Genomic DNA, 19,303 nt, shown 5'->3' on the forward strand with positions numbered 1-19,303 from the left:
GGGGAGTGCGCCACCGATGGTGAGGTGGGCCGGGTTGTAACCCCGGTGCGTTCGCGCTCAGGGAGTTCGAATCTCTCCACTCCCACGCATGCCCGCGTAGCTCAGGGGACAGAGCATCAGCTTCCGGAGCTGGGTGTCGGGGGTTCGATTCCCTCCGCGGGCGCTTCTGCCTGGTCGTGTGCCCGAGTGGTGAGGGAGCGGTCTGCAAAACCGCGTACACCGGTTCGATCCCGGTCACGGCCTCGAATGCCATCCACTGCGGATACCGAGCGGGATGCTGCTCCGATAGGGGAGCCGAGAGGCTGTCCGTCTGCGGCATTTATCGAACGGTTGCCGCGCGTCACCCGAGAATGGGCGCGGACGTGTCACTCGTCCCACTCGTAGTGCCGTGGCCCGTGTATCCGATGTGGTGACCTCTTCGGGGCGCCGAAGAGGTCACCACCAAGCTCGACACCACAGGTGTCAGAACATCAACGCCATCGCCTACCGAACATTCCGACACCCAGGGCGGGCAGGGAACTCGTCGTCATGTGAAGGGCCGGTCACTATCTCTGCTCGGAGTCAGGACGTGTCGGGTCCGGTCCCCGGTCCAGGCCGCTTCGAGGATCGCGGTCAGGCTGGCGGTGTCGGTCGGGCCTGGATGGTTCTGGATCAAGCGGGTGACGCCACTGGCCATCTCCGCGAAGCGCGGGAGGTCGGCGCGTGCCACGCCGATGTCCGCCAGGGTACGAGGGATGCCGATGTCGGTAAGGAGCCCGTCGAGCCAGGCGAGGAACGTATCCGCGGCCTCGGCATCAGAGGCGTCGGTCACGTCGAGCCCGCACACCCCGGCGAGCGTGGCCAACCGGTCGCCGATGGCATCCCTGGCAGCGTCCAGCGCGTAGGGCAGTAGCAGCCCGACACCCAGGCCGTGGGGCGTGTGGGTGGCTGCGCCGATGGGGTACTGGAGAGCGTGCGGGGCCGCGTTGCCCGCGTGGGAAAAGGCGAGCCCGGCGAGCATGGACCCGTAGGACATGTCCGCGCGTGCTTCCGTGTCGCCTCCGTCCCGGACAGCGCGACGCAAGCTACGGGCGATCCGCTCCGCGGCCAGGAGCGCGTAGTGGTCGGTGATCGCGTTGCGGCCGAGGAAGACCTGCTCCACCGGGTCGCGCGGTCCGTGGGCCCGGGGTCGCGCGGTGTAGCTCTCCACCGCGTGACAGAACGCGTCGATGCCGGAGTGGGCGGTGACGGTCGCAGGGCAGGTGTAGGTGAGTTCGGGGTCGACGATGGCGAAGTCGGGCACGATGTGGACGCTGGAAACCCCTACCTTCAACTCGCGGTCCGGGTCGGTCAACACCGAGACGGGTGTGAGCTCAGAGCCGGTGCCTGACGTCGTCGGGACCGCGACGAGAGGGTACGTCGGCCCCGGCACCTTCGACTCGCCGTAGAAGTCGCGCGGCGTCCCACCGTGGCGCCGGATGACGCCGACGATTTTGGCGAGGTCGATCACCGTGCCACCCCCGATGGCGAGGATCACGTCGGCGTCCACCTTGGCGGCGGCCGAGACGGCCAGGGCGACATCGGCGAGTGGGACGTCCGGAGTCGCGTCGGAGAACACCTCGACGACCTCGACCTTCTCCCGCACGGCGGCCACGATCTCGGCAACGCCCGGCTGCCCCAGAAGAACCCGGTCGGTCACGATGAGGACTCGCGAGCCACTCTCGGCCACCACTCGTGGGATGTTCTGCGCGACCCCTTCGCCCACTATCAGTTGGCGTGGTCCGCGGACGGTCTCAAGCATGTCAGTGCCTCTCCGGAACGTCGGCGGCGATTTGCTGGGCGGACGTCCAGGTCACCTGCGACACCCCGACGGCGTCGACCTGGTTGGCCGTCCGGGTGGCGCAGGCGCGCGCGGCGGGATCGTGCCCGGTCGCCGTCGGCTCCATCGCGACGAAGACGTCGCCGTTGGGTGGAGGCCGGTCGGGTCAGGTGTGCACAGGGCGCAGTGATCCTCGGCGGGCGCCCAGAGCAGCAGGCCGGTCACGGGAGGTCGATCGCCGCGTAGGTGAGGTCGAGATACTCAAGGATGCCCTCGTGCGACCCCTCCTTGCCGATCCCGGACTGCTTCACGCCTCCGAACGGAGCAGACGGGTCCGATATCAGACCACGGTTGATGCCGATCATCCCGGTATCCAGTCCCTCGGTGAACCGGAGCGCCCGTTGGAGGTCACGGGTGAAGATGTATCCGACCAGGCCGTGCTCGGTGTCGTTGGCCTTCGCCAGCACCTCGTCGTCGGACGTGAACGAGATGATCGGCGCCACCGGGCCGAAGATCTCCGCCTTCAGCATCCGCGCATCGTCGGGCACGTCGACGAGGACCGTAGGCGGGTAGAAGTGGCCCGGACCATCCGGACGCTCACCGCCCACCAAGACCCGGGCACCGCGATCGACAGCGTCGGCGACGAGCTCGTCGATCTTGGCGACCGAAGCCTCGTCGATCAACGCCCCGACGTCCACGCCGTCGTCGAGGCCATGGCCCACCGAAAGCGCGCTCATCCGCTCGGCGAAGCGCGCCGTGAACTCCTCGCGCACCGGCTCCTCGACGTAGATCCGGTTGGCCGCGATGCAGGACTCCCCGATGTTGCGCATCTTGGCCACCATGGCGCCGTCGAGCGCGACGTCCAGGTCAGCGTCGGCACACACGATCAGGGCCGCGTTGCCGCCCAGTTCCATCGAGGTGCGCAGCACGTTGTCCGCAGCCTGTCGGAGCAGCACACGCCCGACTTCGGTCGACCCGGTGAACGAGAGCTTGCGGGTCCGACTGTCGGCCAGCAGCGCGGAGACCACAGTGCCGGAACGCTTGGTGGTCAGCACGTTGACGACGCCGGGGGGAATACCGACCTCCTCCATGATGCGGGCCAGGAACAGCATGGTGAGTGGCGTCTGGGCTGCCGGCTTGGTGATCGTCGTGCAGCCCGCGGCCAACGCGGGAGCGATCTTGCGGGCACCCATGGCCAACGGAAAGTTCCAGGGCGTCACGAAGACGCACGGTCCGACCGGCTTCGGCACGGTGAGGATGCGATATCCACCTCCGGGAGCAACGCTGTAGCGCCCCTCGACGCGCACCGCCTCCTCGGCGAACCAGCGGAAGAACTCGGCGCCGTAGGCCACCTCCGCCCGAGCCTCGGCGAGCGGCTTGCCCATCTCGAGCGTTATCAGCCGGGCGACCTCCTCGGACCGCTCGATCAGCGCCCGGTACGTCGCGGTCAACAACTCCGACCGTTTCCGGGGCGGGGTCGCCGCCCACTCCGTCGTCGCCGTGCTCGCCGCGTCCAAGGCGGCGAGCCCGTCGCCGACGTCCGCGTCTGCGACCTCGGCGATGGTCTTGCCGGTGGCCGGATCCTCGATGGCGAAGGTGGCTCCGCTCGCGGCGTCGCGCCAGGCGTCGCCGATCCGGAGCCGCCGGTGCTCGGGGGCCAGGGCGTTCATCGGGTCAGTCATTGCGTCGCCTCCTGTGATCCTTCGTGCTGATGTCCGGCGTGCCCCAGCGATCGCCACGGCCGTCTCAGCGGCGTCGGCCCCTGTTCACCGCTGACGGGCCGCCGAGGCTCGACTGCCACTTGCGGGCGCATGTCGCCGTCGCCGCCCGGCGCGGTTACCGCCCAGCCTCGGACAGCGACAGCCCGGTGTCCGCGTCGAACAGGTGCGCGCGGTCCAGGTCGACTGTGACAAGCAGCCGCTCGCCGGGCGTACCGGTGACTGTGGGTCGTGCCTTGACCTTGAGGATCTCCCTCCCCACCCGGACGTCGACCACAGTGCGGTCACCGAGCGGCTCAAGCCCGTAGAGCTCCCCGGACAACGACGCGTCCCCCCGCTGCTCGACGGAGAGGTCCTCCGCCCGCAGGCCCAGCAGCAGCGGACGGCCGTCCTCAGCCGTGGTCCAGCGCGGCCTCGGCAGCGTCCAGCCATCCGCGCCGATCAGACGATCTCCCTCGGCGCGGCAGGCGAGCAGGGTGATCGGGGGGCTCCCGACGAATCCCGCGACCCACTGGTTGGCGGGACGCTCGTACACCTCGGTCGGCGTTCCGACCTGTTGCACCTTCCCCTCCTTGAGGATCGCGACCTGGTCGGCCATGGACAGGGCCTCGACCTGATCGTTTGTCACGTAGACGAAGGTCGCGCCGAGGCTCCGGTGGATGCGAGTGAGCTCGGTGCGCATCTCGACGCGGAGCTTGAGATCGAGGTTCGTCAGCGGCTCGTCCATCAGGAACGCGCGGGGGCGACGGACCAGCGCCCGGGCCAGGGCGACCCGCTGCATCTCACCGCCTGACAACTGCGCGGGTCGACGTTGCAGCAGACGTTCGATGTGCAGCAGGCTCGACATCTGCTCGACGGCGGTGGCGATCTCGCTCGCGGAGCTACGGCGTGCCCGCAGCGGCGAGGCGATGTTCTCGTACACCGTGTGTCGCGGGTAGAGGGCGTAGTTCTGGAAGACCATGGCCAGGTCGCGTGCGGCCGGGGCGTCAGCTGTCGCGTCTCTCCCGTCCAGACGCACCGACCCGGCGTCAAGCTTTTCCAGGCCGGCGATCGCCCGTAGCGTCGTCGTCTTGCCTGCCCCGGAGGGCCCGAGCACGACGAAGAACGAGCCGTCCGGCACGTCCAGCGTCACCCCGTCCAGGGCCTGGACCTTGCCGAAGGACTTGCGCAGCCCGTGCGCTGCCACGGTTCCCATCAGGCCACCAGCTCTTCCGTGCTCACGTCGTAGACCGCCGGGGTCCCGCCGGTGTGCCGCAGCCCGACCTTTGCGTCAGCGGCGAAACGATTGGTCGGTGGCATCCGAACCCGGACGTCACGCTGGCCGCCGTGGTCGACCACGTAGATGATTTCGTCGCCCAGCCACTCGGCCGAGACCACCCGGGCCGGGATCGAGCCCTCCGCTCCCGGCGTGGTGACTTCCAGCGCCTCCGGCCGGACGCCTGCGACCAGGCGACGGTCGCGCGGCAAGCCCGACGGTGGTGTGAGAACCAGTCCGCCCTGACCGTGCAACTTCCCGTCGGCCACCTCCACCTCGATCAGGTTCATCGGCGGGGAGCCGATGAAGGCGGCGCAGAACAGGCTCGCCGGACGGTCGTAGACCTCCAGCGGGGTGCCGATCTGCTCGACCCGGCCCTTGTTGAGGATGGCGATCCGGTGACCGAGCGACATCGCCTCGACCTGGTCGTGGGTGACGTAGACCATCGTCGCGCCCAGCTCGCCCTGCAGGTGCTTGATCTCCGTGCGCATGTCCGCCCTCAGCTCCGCGTCCAGATTGGTGAGCGGCTCGTCCATGAGGAACGCGCGCGGTCGCCGTACGAGGGCGCGGGCGAGCGCGACACGCTGCTGCTCCCCGCCGGACAGCTGGCGCGGTCGCCGGTCCAGGAGCGGACCGAGCCGCATCAGCCGGGCGGCCTCGTCGACCCGCGCGCGCACCTCCTGCTTGGGCAGCCCTTCGGCCCGCAGCGGGAACGCCAGGTTGTCGCGGGTCTTCAGATGCGGGTAGAGAGCGTAGAACTGGAACACCATGGCGATGTCACGCTCGGCGGGCGGCAGGTCGTTGACCAGCGTGTCGCCGATGCGGATGTCGCCATTGGTCTGCCTCTCCAGGCCGGCGATGGCCCGCAGCGTGGTCGTCTTGCCGCAACCCGACGGGCCGAGCATCACGAACAGCTCGCCGTGACCGATGGACAGGTCCACGTGGTCAACTGCGACGGTCCCGTCCGGGTAGCGCTTGTGCAGGGCGGTCACCTCGATGCCGGCCATCAGCGTCGCACCGCCCCGAGCGTCACACCGGCGATGAGGTGCCTGCGCACCAGGTACGCGAAGACGAGCACCGGTAGGGCGAACACCACGGAGGCGGCGGCCACCAGACCCCAGTCGGTGGTGGTGCCGCCGATGAGGCCGGCGATGGCGGGTGGCGCCGTCCGGACGCTGTCGCTGGAGGTGAGGAAGGTGGCGAACACGAACTCGTTCCACGAGAAGATGAGTGCGAACACCGCCGTCGCGGCGATGCCGGGCACGAGCAGGGGAAGGGTGAATTTCCAGAACGCCTGCAACCGGGTGTAGCCGTCGAGCATGGCGGCGTCCTCGTACTCCGCGGGCACCTCGTCGACGAACCCCTTCATCATCCAGATCGTGAACGGGACGTTGAACGCGGCGTAGATGAGGATCAGACCGAGCTTGTTGTCGATGAGTCCGACCTGGCGGTACATGAGGAAGATCGGGATCACGACCACCACGGGCGGCATGAAGCGGGTGGACAGGATGAAGAACAGTTGGTCCTTCTTGGCCTTCACCGCGAAGCGTGAGTAGGCCCAGGCCGCCGGGACCCCCAGCACGGTGGCCAGCACCGTGGACACCCCGGCGACCACGACGGAGTTGAGGAACGAGACGGACAGGGCCGAGCGACCGCCGTCGGGCGCGACGAACACGTCCCGGTAATGGTCCAGGGTGACTGTGAAGTCGAAGAACTTGGCCGGGATGGCGTAGACGTCCCGGTTCTCCTTGATGGAGGTCTCGATCATCCACAGCACCGGGAAGAGCATCACGACGGCCAGCACGGTCAGCAGCGCGACCTCCAGCGCGGCGCGGCCCCGGCCGCCGAGGCGACGCGCGGGGGGCGGGTTGTCCCGGGCCGGGCCTGTGGAGACGGCCTCGTCGACGGAGACGGCCATCAGCCCTCCTTGAGCTTGTTCAAGTAGCGCAGGTAGAACTGCGTGAGGACGATGACGACGAGGACCATGAGGATCCCGTACGCCGACGCGGTTCCGGTGTTGAAGCCCAGGAACGCGACCTTGTAGATGTGGAACGACAACGTCTCGGTGGAGACACCCGGGCCGCCGTTGGTGAGGATGTAGACGAGGTCGAAGAGCCGGAACGCCTCGATGGCCCGGAACATCACGGCGATCAGGAGCAGCGGCCACACCAGCGGAAGCGTGATGGTGCGGAACCGGAACCACTCGGACGCCCGGTCGATCGAGGCGGCCTCGTAGAGGTACTTGGGCACCGCGCTGAGGCCGGCGAGTGCGATGAGCATGATGAACGGTGTCCACTGCCAGGTGTCGACCACGATCAGGGAGATCAGTGCCGTCCGCTGCCGGGTCAGCCACTCCACCTGCCCCAGGCCGACCGAGCCGAGCATGCTGTTGACCACGCCGAACTGCGCGTCGAGCATGAATCGCCAGAACAGCCCGACCACGACCGGCGACAGCATCATCGGCACCAGGAACAGCGTGGTCAGCACCCCTCGCCCGTGCGTGCGTCGTGAGATCAGGTAGGCGATGCCGAATCCGAGCACTGTCTGCAGGCCGACCGCGCCGATCACGTAGATCAGCGTCGTCAAGGCCCTCGTGTGGACCTGCGCCGACGTCAGGATGGCGGTGTAGTTTCCGAACCCGATGAAATTGGCGGGCCCGCCGCGGGTGGCCGAGTAGTCGGTGAAGGACAGGTACAACGACCACAGCAACGGGAACACCGACATGGCCAGCAACAGCAGCATCGCGGGGGAGATGAAGGCCATGGCGAGCCCGCGGTCGCTCAGCCGGCGGGACCGCCCCGGTGCAGGTGGCGTCGCGGACGCCACCTGCCCGGGGTGGTCGGTCGTCAGAGGGGCGGGGTCTTTCACAGTCCGCCGCCACCCTTGCGGTTGCTGGAGTCGAGCACGCTCTGCTGCCCCTTGGCGATGTCGTCGAGCGCGTCCTTCGGCTTCTTCGCGCCGTTGAGGGCCGCGTTCACGTTGGTGTTCTCGATGTCGACGAGGCGCGCGTACTCGGGCACGTTCCACATGTCCCGCATTCGCGGCACCGAGTCGGCGTACACCTGGTTGAACGGCCCGGCATTGAGAAACTCGGGCGACTGCAGCGCGTCCGTACGCGATGGCACGCCACCGGCGGCGGCCCACTTCTTCTGGACGTCAGCCCGCTCGAACCACTTCATGAAGTTCAGGGCCTCCGCCTGGTTCGCCGCGGCGGAGTAGGCCGACACGTGCATCCCCATACCGCCGAGCGGGACCAGGTTCGTCTTCTGGCTCGGCAGCGTGGCGAAACCCAGCTTGTCGAGAATCTGCTCCCGCGTGGTGCCGAGCGTCGACTGCTTCGGATCGAGCAGGCCGCCGCTCGCGGCGATCCAGTTGAACGCGATGCAGGCCTTGCCCTGGGCGACCGCCGCGTTCACCTCGTCGATGAACCAGTTGCCGGAGCCCTTTGCGGTCAGCGGCTTCATCTTGTTGACCAGGACGTCCATCGCCTCCTGGCCCGCCGCGTCGTTGAGGACGCCGTCGATCTTGCGGTTCTTGGCGTCCCAGAGGTTGCCGCCGTAGACGCCGTTGACAGTGTTGTAGGTGACGGCCGCGGCGTCGGAGCCGTTGGCCTGGTGGAAAGCCAGCCCGCTGACGCCGGGGTTGTCCGCCTGGCACTTCTCGGCGGCTGAGATCATCTGGTCCCAGGTCTGCGGTGGCTTGTCGCCGATCAGGTCCTTGCGGTAGATCATCGTCCAGGTGTCGCCGAGCAGCGGCAGCCCGTACAGGCTGGCGTTCTCGTCGCGCTTACCGGTCTCCGCCTGCGGGAACTGGCCGTACGCCGCCAGGAGGTACGGGTTGTAGGCCGAGACCTCGATGTTGTTCTTGACGAAGTCGGTGAGGTCGAGGATGTTGCCGTTCGTCACGGCCTCGCCGATGTGTTGCGAGTCCAGGATCGCGATGTCGAAGTCGGTCTTGCGCGCGGCGAACTGGGTGAACATCGCGTCGTGCCAGTTCGCGTTCGGCACGGTGTTGACCTTGACGGTCGCGTTCGGTCGTTCCTTCTTGTACTCCGCGTTCGCGAAGGTTTCCAGTGCCTGGGCGGGCGGCCAGTCGAACCAGATGAAGCTGAGGGTCAGCGGGTCCTTGGTGAGCTCAGGGATGGTCGCCGGTGCCTTGGGGGCACTCGCCTTCCCGCCGTCGTCCGGGCTGTCGCCGCAAGCCGTCACGGTCGTGGCCACCAGCAGCATGGCCGCCGCCGCCAACCGCACGTTTCGGCCGGGAACGAGCATTCGTCCTATTCGCTTTGGATTCCGCATCTTCTCGCCTGCTCTCTGGGTGGGAACTTCTAAGCCTCGCTATGTGCTTCGCCGTGCAGTTGCTGGGTTGTTCAGGCGGTCGCCGGGCTGTCGCGGGGGCCGACCCGCGGACCGGCGTCACGAGTACGCCGCGCTGTACCGGGACTTCATGCCGTCGGGACGTCCTTCGGCCCAGCTGCGGCCGGTGACCGATCGAGCCGGACGTCGAGCATGCTCATGGGAGCTCCAGGTGATCGAAGTAGAGCGATGGCGGGCGGTTCCGCGGTGGTGCAGGATGGCGGGCGTCCGTCACTTTTCCTATACGATCGAGCGGGGGCGTCAGCATGTCGCAGCGTTGTGACTGATGTCAACAGGTTCCCGAAGACGCAAGAAAGGACCTCACGTCACGATGGACGACGAAGCGATGATCGCGCGGGGCCGGAGGGTCGTGACGGGCGGAATGCCGCCGGGAAGATCGGGCGGCCGGCTTGCCGACGAGGTGTACGACACGCTGCTCGGACAGCTGATGTCGCTCCGGATCGAGCCTGGCTCCCGCGTCACGATCGACGTCCTGGCGCGAGAGCTGGGGGTCTCCCAGACGCCGATCCGGGACGCTCTGAACCGCATGGAGGCCGAGGGCCTGGTCGTGCGTGTGCCCCATGCTGGCTACCGCATTCCCCCGCAGATCACCCGTCATCGATTCGAGGACATGCTTGAGGTTCGCCTGCTCCTCGAGCCGGCGGCGGCGCGCAGATCCGCCGAACGCGCATCGTTGGAGCAGGTGGCCGGTCTGCGACGAATGCTGGACGAGATGGCGGAGTTGGAGGGGGGCAACGGGCCCACGGCCTATGGCGCCTTCGGGCTACGCGACGCCGCATTTCACGATCTCGTCGCCCTGAGCGCGGAGAACCAGGTCATCCGTGAGGCGCTCGCTCGCCTGCACAGCCATGTGCACCTCTTCCGGCTTCACCACGACGCCCAGGTCACTCACCTGGCGATGGCCGAGCACGAGGAAGTTGTGGCCGCGATCGCCGCCCGTGACCCTGACGCCGCCGCGTACGCGATGCGTCGGCACATCTTGCGGTCCGGCGAGCGTTTCCGACGAATCTTCGACGAGGTCAAGGACGCGGACGGAATGGGAGTAGAGGCTTGACGGGCGGGCTGGGCCGAGGAATGCTAACTCAACTAGATCGGATTGGATCGGATCCACCTCACCCGCCCCCAGATGCGAGGAGAAGCAGGTGCCCAGAGCGCTGCTCCTGACCGGCGACGCCGCCGAGGAGCTCGACACCATGTACCCCTACTATCGCGTTCAGGAGGGCGGCTGGGACGTCGACGTCGCGTCACGGACGATGCGTGACGTGCAACTGGTCATCCACGAGTTCGACCCCAACTCCGACGCGTACGTGGAGAAGAACGGCCGGAAGCTGCCGGTCGACGTGCCCTGGGCCGAGGTCGACGTCGAGCGCTATGACGCCCTCATCATCCCCGGCGGGCGTGCCCCCGAATGGATCCGGGTCGACGCCGACGTCAGGCGCATCACCGAGCACTTCTTCGCCCGCAACCTGCCCATCGCGCTGGTGTGCCACGGCGCGCAGGTGCCAGCGGTGTACGGGCTGCTGAAGGGGCGAAAGACGGCGTGCTTCCCCCCGATCACCGGTGACATGGAGAACGCGGGCGCGACGGTCATCGACGCTCCCGACGTCGTGGACGGCAACCTCGTGTCCTGCCGGGGATGGCCCGACATGCCGCAATTCGGCCGGGCGATGATGGAGCTCTTCTCGAAGTCCGTCAACTCCGCATCGGCATGAGCACCCCTGGCCTGCGCCGGTGACGGCACTTCGGACCGTCACAGTCGACGGTTCCCCCGTCCACATCCTGGAGAGCGGCACCGGGCCCGCGGTGCTGATGCTGCACGGCTCCGGACCCGGCACGACCGGGTCCGGCGCCTGGGCAACGACGGCGCAGGCGTTGGGCACGTCCTGGCACCTGGTGGCTCCTGACCAGGCGGGGTTCGGCCGGACACCCGTCCCGGCGGGCTCCAGGGGTGGGCTCCGGCTGTGGACGGAGCAGGCCGCCGGCCTGATGGACGCTCTCGGTATCGAGTCCTACGCCGTTGTGGGTCACTCCATGGGCGGTGCCGTGGCGCTGGCGCTGGCGGCGGCGCGCCCCCAGCAGGTCACCCGTGTCGTGGCGGTCTCGACGATGGGCGCCCCCGGGGCTCCGCTGTCCGCCGACCTCGACGCGGTCTGGGCCGCCCCCGCCGGCCCGCTCGGGGCACGCGACATGCTGAGTCGCCTCGTCCTCGACCAAGCGCTCGTGACCGAAGCGGCGGTCGATGCCCGCGCAGCTGCGATGCGAGCGGGGGCGGCCGCGTTCGCGTCGTTGTTCCCTCCACCCAGGGCGCGATGGGTCGACGATCTCACCCTCTCGGCGCCGACGCTGGCAGCGGTTCGCGCGCCCGTGCTGCTCGTCCACGGCGCCGAGGACCGAATCACCCCGCTCGGGACGGCAGCCCAGCCCCTGCTCGAACACCTGGCCGATGTCCGTATGCACGTGCTCGGCCGATGCGGGCACGTGCCGGCGATCGAGCACCCGCACGAGTTCAGGCAACTGCTGTCGGGCTTCCTCCGCCGGGACTGAGGTCACTGGTTGCTGCGGGCAGGTCCGCTGCCCGCTTGGCCAGGCCGTCTGGGATGACGTCGCAATCGCCACAAGCGCCTCGTGCACTGATGCGCGTCGATGTTGCCTGCACGGTCGCAGGTGTGCTGGAATGGCGAGCATCGCTGCAGCGCGGGGGCAACCGCGCTGGGAACGGTCAGCGCGGGAGCATGGCAGTGCTGGCAGAGTGCCGCTTCGGCGGACGCGCGCCGCGCTGCCGAACCATCTCCACGTACGACGGGCAGATGTCCGCCGCACGTGTCCCGGCCACGTGTTCCCACCACACCGGAGGTGTTCGACCTCTGACAACGCCGCAGGCGTCCGATGCGCCACGTCGACGCACCTGAACCGGCGACGAGGTGAGCAGCGATCGCGATGTCCGAAAGCACTGATCCGGGTCCCTGCCCGCGCGGCAGGGGCTCAACGCCATGAAGGATGACCATGCGCCGTTTCTTCTCGGTTTTCACCGCCGCCCTGATCCTCGGCACCACAGCCGGCAGTGTCCCGGCCGCCGCGTCGGGCGCCTCCCCACGCTCGTGCACCCGTGGCCTGCTCTTCTGCGAAGACTTCGAGCGCCTGCCACGTGGTGGCGCCAGCACGTTGGACTGGGGCATCGACACCCGCAACGGCACGCTCACCGTCGAGCGTGCCCGTCACGGCAATCAGGTGTTGCACGTCCACACGGTCGACAATGGACGCGCGTTCCTGCGGGTCGACGATTTTGCCGCGCCGGGCAACCGCTTCTATGGCCGGATGCGGCTGCGCGTCGACGCGTTCCCCACCGCGCCCGACTGGGCGCACTTCACACTGGTGGAGGCGACCGGCGCCGGCAGTTCGGAGGTCGTTCGTCCGATCGGCGGCCAGTACGCGCCCACAGTCCCCGGAACCTTCTGGGGCGTCGGCGCCGACGGTGGCCCGACCGGCGACTGGACCAACTGGCGGGAGTCCGCCCCGGTCGCCGAGGACATTTGGCAGTGCTTCGAGTGGAAACTCGACCCGACGGACAACCGAGTCACGGTGTGGATCGACGGCGTGGCGAACCCGGAGCTGACCGCCTCCACCAGCGACCACGGTGGCAACGATGTTCCCTTCGTCCTGCCGACGGTGAACACGGTGAAGATCGGCTGGCAGCTCTACCAGGGCGGCACGACGCCGGGCGAATTCGACCTCTGGATCGACGACATCGCTCTCTCCACCAAACGCCTCGGCTGCTGACGTCGCTCGTCACGTTCCACCGCGTGCCCGCACCGGGCGCGGCCCGCAGACCTCCGTCGTAGGCCGGATGCCGGAACGGATTCGGCCGCAGGCGCGCAGCGCGGCAAGACCGACCCTGCCTGGTGATGTGGGAAATTCCGGGTTGTCGGTCCGGTCAGGCTGAGCCGGTGGCCAGTGGATCGTGGACCCGGCCGAGGAACAGCGGTACGCCGGTGGGCCGGTCGTGGATGACGTACAGGAAAGGCCGGTTGACGAAGAACTGCGGCCCTTGCGGGATCGACGGCGGCCGGACGACGACGGCCGTCGCGGCTGCGGCTTCAGTACCCTTCTCGTCCACCGCGATGAACGTCTCGTGCACCACGTCGTCGATGCACAGGGCTGGTTCGGTGCTCATGCCGGTGAAGTCGGCCTGTGACGTGAATGCCGTGGGCATGCCGAGGCTGCTCAGCGCGCCTCCCAGTTCGGCCGGCAGGCGGAACCTCCATCGGGGCAGGCGTAGCTCGACGTCGGTGATCCGGAACCCGGTCAGCAACGCGCCCAGCCAGGTCGCATCGAGGTTCGCCTCGACCGCGGCGAGATCACCCCGGGTCGGCATGACGATGGCCATGGCAAGCCCGTCACCCGCGTACGGCACGTCGACTGCGCGCCAACCGTCCCCCTCGAGGTAGCCCATCCTGTCGAACGGTCCGCGCATGATCGAGGCGTCGACGACGCTGCCGTCATCCCGGGTGAACGGTCCTACCGCCGTGGCGGTCGCGGTGAATGGGTACTTCCAAGCTGCCATGAGGTAGATCGTGTTGGTAAGCATCAGACGGGTGTCGGGGCTCACGGCGTCGGGCTGCAACAGCTCCGGGATCTTCGTGTTGGTCCGATCGGACACCCAGGTGTTGATCTCCTGGCGGGCCACCTCCGGGTTGCCGCCGAAGTCGACCGGGTGCGGCGCGGCACCGTAGTAGCCGGTCAGGGTGTCCCGGAACTCGGGTCGCAGGCCCAGGTCGAGTCGTGTCCACAGCCCGTTGGCCGTGGTCAGCCGAGGCTGCCTGGTCCCGTCGCCGTCCCGGTACCGGTCCGCGAGCGTCTGATCGACCGTGTTGAGCCCGCTGTCGAGCGCGCTGGGGCGCGGATGCGGCGCGTGGAGCACGGCGTCCATCTCGTCCGCCGTGGTCGAGCCGGCGCCCGCCCTGGTCATCGCGAGCGCGAGCCCGACCGAGTACGGCGCGCACACCACATTGCCGCCTGCGCGGGTCGAGGCCAGTGCGCGATAGAGGTCGCTGGTGAAGCCGCGAACCGCGGTGGCGGTAGCCTGCATCGTGGCGGGGTCCGGTGGTACGCGCTCGGCATCCGTCGGGGTCGACGACGGGTCGAGGCAACGGGAATGACCTGGGGCGGCGGTGAGGGCAGCGGCCGCAAGCGGTATCGCCCGCAAGACAGATCGACGCGAGACCATGTGTCGACGGTAGAGCAGCCCCACGGGGACCCACCAGACGCGACGGCGAATTAATCGAAGTTTGGGAATGTCTGCCACTTGTGCGTTGACGAAACTCGCGATCAGCGAGACATCCGCTCATGTCGCTGACAGGCGCGATCGCGAGCGTCCTCCCCGATCGACCGACGTGGTTGCGAGAGCCGGCGCTGGCGCCAGCGCTGTGCCGGCAGCTCACGATCGGTCGGCGGTTGGCGGCCCGGTGCGAGCCCGGTTGGGGGAGCAGATCGTGCCGCAACACGGCGTAGTCGCCTGGGCCGTCGCGTGTCAGGCATTCGCCGGTTGGCAGGGAGCCCTCGGCCAGCCGGCCGAGACGGACCTAGGCGACTCGCACGGCCGCGGCCGTTCCGGTGGGGCAGATGACGAGCAAGCAGCTCTCGACCCGTATGTCGTCGATGACCGGGCCGAAGGCATCCACCGTGGTGCTGGCGAACTGCAGAACCGTAGCGGGGGACAGGACGTTGGTGAAATAGAACGTCCGGTATACGTATCCCATGTCGGATGGCGTGTGGCCGGCGGTGTCGAAGGTGAAGCTGTCGACCATCTGGCCGTTCGCCGTGACCTTGCCCGTCACGATGAGGGGGCCGTTGTCGGGATTGCCGGCCAGGGCGTAGCTCACACGGTAGGTGGTGAGCAGCTTCGTGGGCAAGGTTCGGGCGACCGCTCCTGGGCTGAACCCGTTGAGGTCGAGTGACTGGTTACCTTCTGCGGCCTCCCAGTCGCGGGTCAGGCCGACCGTGCCGGTGGTGACGGTCCATGGGCCGAACTGCTGGCCGGCGGCGAACTCGACGAAATCGTCGGTGATGGCGGGGCTCTCGAAACCGTCGGTGAAGACGGTGGCCGCCGCGGCTGGACTGGCAGAGAGGGCGGTGAGTAGGACCGACATTGCCACCGCCAGCGCCGCTCCGATGGCAGTGCGATGGGTACGCGGACGTTTCGTCGCCATGCTTGTCCTCCCGAAGTCATCATCGGCTGGGGCCGTGCCCCGGACTTCGTCTCGCGGATCTGCAACCCGCGCCAGGGAATCGAGGTCCATCAGTGACGCTACGGCGACGCCGCAAAGGCTCGCAAGGCCCTTCAATTCCCATAAGCCGGCCATAATCTGACAACGGTTGAGTATCGGAGGGTCTTGACGCCTAGTTGCCCGGAGAGGATTGCCGTCAGGCTCGTAACCGAGACGCCGAGTGGCTGCGGAACCCCACAGTTCGTGACGATGACCTTCAGCTCCCACTCCGGTGCTGGTGCCCGGCGGATCCGCCACAACGTCCCGACCGGCGTGGGCGTCGCCGTCCGGTATCCACACCGAGATATCGAGGCTCATCCCCACGCTCTCACCATGTCTCGACTCACGGCTACGGTAAGCGGCACGAATGGATTGGCGTTCATCTGGGCGTGCCGAGAAGCGGTTACGCGTTGCGTGCCGCGGTGCTCGTGAGGGACGCCGATGCTGACCGGCCTCCTGCGGGATGAAATTTCCGAGGTGCGGTCGGCGGCGCTGCACACGTTGGCGGCGTCATTGACCGCGTCCCGTCTGGCCGCCGACGAGCTCGCGTCAATGCTGGATGATCCTGATCTCGGTGCGGTGGCCGCTACCGCACTGGGCAGCGTCGGCGACCACCGGGCGGTGCCGCATCTGGTACGGCTGATGCTGTCCGACAGCGACGAGCCGCGCCTGGCTGAGGCGTTCAAGGCGGTTGCCCGGGCGGGCGCTGATCCACAGGCGTCGGTGGCCGCCGCCCGGCAGATGTTGGCCGCGCTGCCGGATTCGTGCGCGCCGGCCCTACCGATGCGGGTGCTGGCCGCTTTCGGTCCGGCTGCTGCTGCGGTGCCGGAGGTCATTGCCAAACTCGAAGGGGCCGAGAACGACACTCCGAGCTGTGCCATCTACGTTCTGGGACGGATCGGGCCAGCCGCCGCTGCTGCGGCAGCGCTGCTGGGGCAGTACCCGACGCAAGGCGCGACGCTTGCGCTCCTCAAGGTCACATCGGACCGTACGGTGGCCGACCAGTATCTCGGCGGCCGGCCGGAACATCCTGGCCGAGACGGGATCGCATCGGCTCTGCTTACCTGGCTGGCCGAGCACGGCGGGCTCACCCCCCGCCAGTACAAGCAGCTACGGAACCTGTTCCGAGCTCCCGGATTCGGGCATCTGAAGTCGGCGGGGGCACTATGGCTGCACGACGGCCCTGCGGTAGCCGCCGAACTGGTAGAGGTTCTACCGGAGTACCTGTTCGACGACCTGTACGGGCGACAGGCGTTGCGGGTCCTCGCCGCGATGGGATCGCACGCGCGGCCGGTACTCGACCGGCTGGATCGATTCGTGGCATCCCGGCGCCGAGCCGGGATGAATATCGGCGGCTTCGACGCCGAGATGCGCGCCGACGAGATGCTGCACGCCGCCGCCATCGCCACCCGGCAGAAGATCGCCGGCTAGATCGCCCTCGTGCGTCCGCTGACGGCGGCCCGATCAACCCACCTTCCGGCTCACGACCTTGTACGACGTGCCGTTCCACTCGACGCCCAGAGTGATCCGCTCCCAGCGGTTCTCGCCGGCGAGCGTCCCTTCCACCGGGACGTACAGGGTGCGGTCCTCGCTGTCGAGCGGGCCGATTACGTACCCGTCCCCCTCGGTCACCAGGCGACTCAGCACCTCGGCCCGGTCACCGGTGCTGCGTTGCCCGTCGAGCACTGTGACGTCGTAGGGGCGGTTGCCTGTCGACACCGACGGGCAGGTCGCGCGGACCGCGAGGTCGGGCAGGGTCGCCGAGCGGTGACTGAGATAGAGCCGTTGCCTGATGTCCACGGGACGGCCGTCGCAGCCAGCGGCCATGCCGGGCGGTTCCCAGTCCAGACCCACGACGCCATCGTTTCGGGCGGCGTCGCAGATGGCATCCGATCTGGCCGGGGCGGTCGCACAGCGGGTGCTGTGACCGAGGTAGCCGGAGAGACCGGGAAAGCGGGGGTCCAACGCGAACGTCCAGCCGCGAGCGGCGAAGACCGGGCGTTTGCCGGCCGAGGGTGCCGGCCCGGTCTCGATCGCCTCGGCGAGTGCGGGCAGGTCGGGCACGTGCTTACCGTCGGTGGTGTGCGCGTCGATGCCGGTGCGGAGTTCGCCGTCGACGAAGTAGGTGGGCGCCCGGTAGTCCCCGAGCCATTCGGCATCGTTGCGGCAGGCGGCGTCGTGGACCAGCACGGCGAGCATGAGGGCCGGGCCGGTCGTGTTGCGCAGGTCGTCCTCGCCAAGCGCCTCGGCGGTGCATGGCTTCGCCGGATCCGGTGGCGTGGCGAAGGTGGTTCCCACGGCGGCGTCGAACGTCTTCAGCACGGTGCGGACAAGTCCGGGCAGAGCGAGTGTGGCGTGGACGGCGTCCGGATTGCGGGGGTCCGGCGTCTCCTCCGGTGGGCCCTCCCCGGACGGATCCGGGGACGGCGCGGGTTCCCAGAATTCACTGACGGCGGAGATGATCCAGGCGCCGGAGATGGCGATCACCTGGGCGTGGCCGAGGATGGCCAGAGGGTTCGAGTCGCCCGGGTTCAGGTTGACCGATCGCACCAGCCGGGCGGCGTCCCCGAGGTCGGCCGGGAACTCGGTTTCCCAGGTCTGGGTCTGGGGGATGGCCGGGTTGAAGTTCGCCGGTTCGTACTCCTCCGGCAGGCACTGCGCCGGGTCGCTGAGGAGTTGGGTGACCTCCGCCCGGGACTCTGGCAGCACCCGCTCCAGCAGGATGCTGACGCCGACGTCCCCATCGCGGTACGACGGGGCGTACGAGGGAGCGGTGAGCTTGCCGGAGAACAGGTCGGGCGACCGCCCCTCTGCATCGGGCGGGCCGGTGCAGGATGGTGGCCACGGCCCGCCGTTCGACTCGGTGTCCTCGTCGAAGCCGGCGAAGGTCAGCGGCGCCGGCGGGTGACTGAGCAGATCGCGCAGTTCCTGCTCGCTGAGCGTCGCCCGGCTGGGCGCAGCGGCGGGCTCCGGGCGGCCGGTCGTGCGTTGGATCGCCCAGGTTCCGCCCGCGACGACCACAACAATCACCGGCAGTAGCAGCCACCGACGTTGCCGTCTCAGCTGTCGGCCTGGTGGCTGCTCGACCACGACGCGACCTCCTCCGCGCTCATCGGCTCGTAGCGCTCGCCGGTCGGAGTGAACGCAGAGCGGTAGGTGGCCGCGTAACCGGAGACACGCATCGAATCGTCCTGGGCCACCACTGTCTTCTGCTCGCCGCCGCGGTGGTAGCTGATGTCGATGTCGTACTCGTAGTAATGCTCGTCCGGAAAGGCGGTCACCTCGATGACCTGGGTCTGTTCCTTACCGATGTCGATTGATTGGACCGCGAAGAAGGCCTCGCTTCCGAGCTCGTGCTTGCGGCCCAGCGTGCGGGCGATCGGCGGGTCCTGCCAGAGCCCTATCCCCATGATCTCGCTGGTCGCGCCCTGTGACGTGCGGGCCACCAGTGCGCCGGACAGCGGCGCGGACCGCTTCGTGATCCGCGCCCGAAGATCAGTGATGCGGATCGCCGCGCCGGTGGAGTTGTATACGACGATCTTGGTCCGGGTGTGTCCGGCCTTCACGCCGCCGCGGGGCAGGTCGGCGCTCATCCCACCGGTGGGTCGGTCGATCTTGTCCGCGTACACGATGGAGAGGTCGGTGAGCGACATGCTGTCGTCCTCGACGCTGATCTTGGGATCGCCGCCGCTGAAGACGGACTCCACTGTCTTTGGGACGTTTGCGATCAGCGCGGTCACCACGGTGGTGGCGAGCGCGGTCAACACCGCGGCATAGAGGAACGCGTGCTTCTTGATGAATCGGTCCCAGGCCGTCTTTGGCTTCTCCACCGGCTGGCGCGCCTCTGCCACGGGGGGAGAAGGCCGCGGTCTCCGTTTACTGGACATGGTGTA

17 protein-coding genes and 3 tRNA genes are annotated in these 19,303 nt (G+C 68.4%); 8 read left to right on the top strand and 12 right to left on the bottom strand.

Annotated features, from left to right (window positions below; all coding sequences use genetic code 11):
• The first annotated feature begins 1 nt into the window (after nt 1).
• The 3 genes from ABZU74_RS13045 to ABZU74_RS13055 all read left to right on the top strand — a co-directional run bounded on the left by ABZU74_RS13045 (nt 2) and on the right by ABZU74_RS13055 (nt 243).
• Nucleotides 2-85 (top strand) — tRNA-Tyr (locus ABZU74_RS13045).
• A 5-nt stretch (nt 86-90) separates the two neighbouring features.
• Nucleotides 91-163: transfer RNA gene (locus tag ABZU74_RS13050), tRNA-Arg, on the top strand.
• A gap of 9 nt (nt 164-172) precedes the next feature.
• Nucleotides 173-243, top strand: a tRNA-Cys gene (locus ABZU74_RS13055).
• A gap of 283 nt (nt 244-526) precedes the next feature.
• On the opposite strand, the gene ABZU74_RS13060 is transcribed toward ABZU74_RS13055, so the two are convergent.
• From ABZU74_RS13060 to ABZU74_RS13095, 8 genes are all read right to left on the bottom strand, one after another.
• Nucleotides 527-1,780 carry an iron-containing alcohol dehydrogenase gene (locus ABZU74_RS13060; RefSeq protein WP_355422223.1) on the bottom strand — a complete coding sequence of 418 codons (1,254 nt, stop codon included), beginning with the start codon at nt 1,778-1,780 and terminating at the stop codon, nt 527-529.
• Nucleotide 1,781: 1 nt separating this feature from the next.
• Entirely contained in the window at nt 1,782-1,925 is a 144-nt protein-coding gene (locus ABZU74_RS13065) for a hypothetical protein (protein ID WP_355422226.1), read from the bottom strand.
• Between the two features lie 94 nt (nt 1,926-2,019).
• Nucleotides 2,020-3,480 carry an NAD-dependent succinate-semialdehyde dehydrogenase gene (locus ABZU74_RS13070; protein WP_355422228.1) on the bottom strand — a complete coding sequence of 487 codons (1,461 nt, stop codon included), beginning with the start codon at nt 3,478-3,480 and terminating at the stop codon, nt 2,020-2,022.
• Between the two features lie 154 nt (nt 3,481-3,634).
• A complete protein-coding gene (locus ABZU74_RS13075) occupies nt 3,635-4,711 on the bottom strand; it encodes an ABC transporter ATP-binding protein (RefSeq protein ID WP_355422231.1) in 1,077 nt (358 codons plus the stop codon).
• Nucleotides 4,711-5,778 (bottom strand): ABC transporter ATP-binding protein, encoded by a 1,068-nt coding sequence (locus tag ABZU74_RS13080; protein ID WP_355422234.1) that lies wholly within the window; start codon nt 5,776-5,778, stop codon nt 4,711-4,713. Before ABZU74_RS13080 ends, ABZU74_RS13075 begins: the two co-directional genes overlap by 1 nt.
• Nucleotides 5,778-6,689: a carbohydrate ABC transporter permease gene (locus ABZU74_RS13085; RefSeq protein WP_355422237.1), complete on the bottom strand. Its 912-nt coding sequence runs from the start codon at nt 6,687-6,689 to the stop codon at nt 5,778-5,780. Before ABZU74_RS13085 ends, ABZU74_RS13080 begins: the two co-directional genes overlap by 1 nt.
• Nucleotides 6,689-7,534 carry a sugar ABC transporter permease gene (locus ABZU74_RS13090; protein WP_355422239.1) on the bottom strand — a complete coding sequence of 282 codons (846 nt, stop codon included), beginning with the start codon at nt 7,532-7,534 and terminating at the stop codon, nt 6,689-6,691. Before ABZU74_RS13090 ends, ABZU74_RS13085 begins: the two co-directional genes overlap by 1 nt.
• 101 nt (nt 7,535-7,635) lie before the next feature.
• Nucleotides 7,636-9,069 carry an extracellular solute-binding protein gene (locus ABZU74_RS13095; protein ID WP_355422242.1) on the bottom strand — a complete coding sequence of 478 codons (1,434 nt, stop codon included), beginning with the start codon at nt 9,067-9,069 and terminating at the stop codon, nt 7,636-7,638.
• 388 nt (nt 9,070-9,457) lie between these two features.
• Between ABZU74_RS13095 and ABZU74_RS13100 the strand changes: the two genes are divergently transcribed.
• The 4 genes from ABZU74_RS13100 to ABZU74_RS13115 all read left to right on the top strand — a co-directional run bounded on the left by ABZU74_RS13100 (nt 9,458) and on the right by ABZU74_RS13115 (nt 12,924).
• A complete protein-coding gene (locus ABZU74_RS13100) occupies nt 9,458-10,201 on the top strand; it encodes a GntR family transcriptional regulator (RefSeq protein ID WP_355422245.1) in 744 nt (247 codons plus the stop codon).
• Nucleotides 10,202-10,289: 88 nt separating this feature from the next.
• Nucleotides 10,290-10,859 (top strand): DJ-1/PfpI family protein, encoded by a 570-nt coding sequence (locus ABZU74_RS13105; RefSeq protein WP_355422248.1) that lies wholly within the window; start codon nt 10,290-10,292, stop codon nt 10,857-10,859.
• 19 nt (nt 10,860-10,878) lie between these two features.
• Nucleotides 10,879-11,691, top strand: coding sequence for an alpha/beta hydrolase (locus ABZU74_RS13110; RefSeq protein ID WP_355422251.1), 813 nt, complete (start codon nt 10,879-10,881; stop codon nt 11,689-11,691).
• Between the two features lie 459 nt (nt 11,692-12,150).
• Nucleotides 12,151-12,924, top strand: a complete 774-nt coding sequence (locus ABZU74_RS13115; protein WP_355422253.1) for a hypothetical protein — start codon at nt 12,151-12,153, stop codon at nt 12,922-12,924.
• Between the two features lie 154 nt (nt 12,925-13,078).
• On the opposite strand, the gene ABZU74_RS13120 is transcribed toward ABZU74_RS13115, so the two are convergent.
• Nucleotides 13,079-14,233, bottom strand: a complete 1,155-nt coding sequence (locus ABZU74_RS13120) for a serpin family protein (protein WP_355422256.1) — start codon at nt 14,231-14,233, stop codon at nt 13,079-13,081.
• A 493-nt stretch (nt 14,234-14,726) separates the two neighbouring features.
• A complete protein-coding gene (locus ABZU74_RS13125; RefSeq protein ID WP_355422259.1) occupies nt 14,727-15,353 on the bottom strand; it encodes a DUF642 domain-containing protein in 627 nt (208 codons plus the stop codon).
• Between the two features lie 498 nt (nt 15,354-15,851).
• Between ABZU74_RS13125 and ABZU74_RS13130 the strand changes: the two genes are divergently transcribed.
• Nucleotides 15,852-16,841, top strand: coding sequence for a HEAT repeat domain-containing protein (locus tag ABZU74_RS13130; protein WP_355422261.1), 990 nt, complete (start codon nt 15,852-15,854; stop codon nt 16,839-16,841).
• A 33-nt stretch (nt 16,842-16,874) separates the two neighbouring features.
• On the opposite strand, the gene ABZU74_RS13135 is transcribed toward ABZU74_RS13130, so the two are convergent.
• Complete coding sequence (locus tag ABZU74_RS13135) at nt 16,875-18,440, bottom strand: hypothetical protein (RefSeq protein ID WP_355422264.1); 1,566 nt, start codon at nt 18,438-18,440, stop codon at nt 16,875-16,877.
• Between the two features lie 29 nt (nt 18,441-18,469).
• Nucleotides 18,470-19,261 (bottom strand): hypothetical protein, encoded by a 792-nt coding sequence (locus ABZU74_RS13140; protein ID WP_355422266.1) that lies wholly within the window; start codon nt 19,259-19,261, stop codon nt 18,470-18,472.
• Between the last annotated feature and the right edge of the window lie 42 nt (nt 19,262-19,303).

This window comes from Micromonospora sp. NPDC005171 (assembly GCF_040608575.1).
Classification (GTDB): domain Bacteria; phylum Actinomycetota; class Actinomycetes; order Mycobacteriales; family Micromonosporaceae; genus Micromonospora.

What these genes read in the sequence shown, in the direction of transcription:
- ABZU74_RS13130 (WP_355422261.1), top strand. Translation starts at nt 15,852, where the DNA reads ATGCTGACCGGCCTCCTGCGGGATGAAATTTCCGAGGTGCGGTCGGCG.
- ABZU74_RS13085 (WP_355422237.1), bottom strand. Translation starts at nt 6,689, where the DNA reads ATGGCCGTCTCCGTCGACGAGGCCGTCTCCACAGGCCCGGCCCGGGAC.
- ABZU74_RS13100 (WP_355422245.1), top strand. Translation starts at nt 9,458, where the DNA reads ATGGACGACGAAGCGATGATCGCGCGGGGCCGGAGGGTCGTGACGGGC.
- ABZU74_RS13095 (WP_355422242.1), bottom strand. Translation starts at nt 9,069, where the DNA reads ATGCGGAATCCAAAGCGAATAGGACGAATGCTCGTTCCCGGCCGAAAC.
- ABZU74_RS13120 (WP_355422256.1), bottom strand. Translation starts at nt 14,233, where the DNA reads ATGCAGGCTACCGCCACCGCGGTTCGCGGCTTCACCAGCGACCTCTAT.
- ABZU74_RS13090 (WP_355422239.1), bottom strand. Translation starts at nt 7,534, where the DNA reads ATGGCCTTCATCTCCCCCGCGATGCTGCTGTTGCTGGCCATGTCGGTG.
- ABZU74_RS13115 (WP_355422253.1), top strand. Translation starts at nt 12,151, where the DNA reads ATGCGCCGTTTCTTCTCGGTTTTCACCGCCGCCCTGATCCTCGGCACC.
- ABZU74_RS13070 (WP_355422228.1), bottom strand. Translation starts at nt 3,480, where the DNA reads ATGACTGACCCGATGAACGCCCTGGCCCCCGAGCACCGGCGGCTCCGG.
- ABZU74_RS13065 (WP_355422226.1), bottom strand. Translation starts at nt 1,925, where the DNA reads ATGGAGCCGACGGCGACCGGGCACGATCCCGCCGCGCGCGCCTGCGCC.
- ABZU74_RS13060 (WP_355422223.1), bottom strand. Translation starts at nt 1,780, where the DNA reads ATGCTTGAGACCGTCCGCGGACCACGCCAACTGATAGTGGGCGAAGGG.
- ABZU74_RS13080 (WP_355422234.1), bottom strand. Translation starts at nt 5,778, where the DNA reads ATGGCCGGCATCGAGGTGACCGCCCTGCACAAGCGCTACCCGGACGGG.
- ABZU74_RS13075 (WP_355422231.1), bottom strand. Translation starts at nt 4,711, where the DNA reads ATGGGAACCGTGGCAGCGCACGGGCTGCGCAAGTCCTTCGGCAAGGTC.
- ABZU74_RS13125 (WP_355422259.1), bottom strand. Translation starts at nt 15,353, where the DNA reads ATGGCGACGAAACGTCCGCGTACCCATCGCACTGCCATCGGAGCGGCG.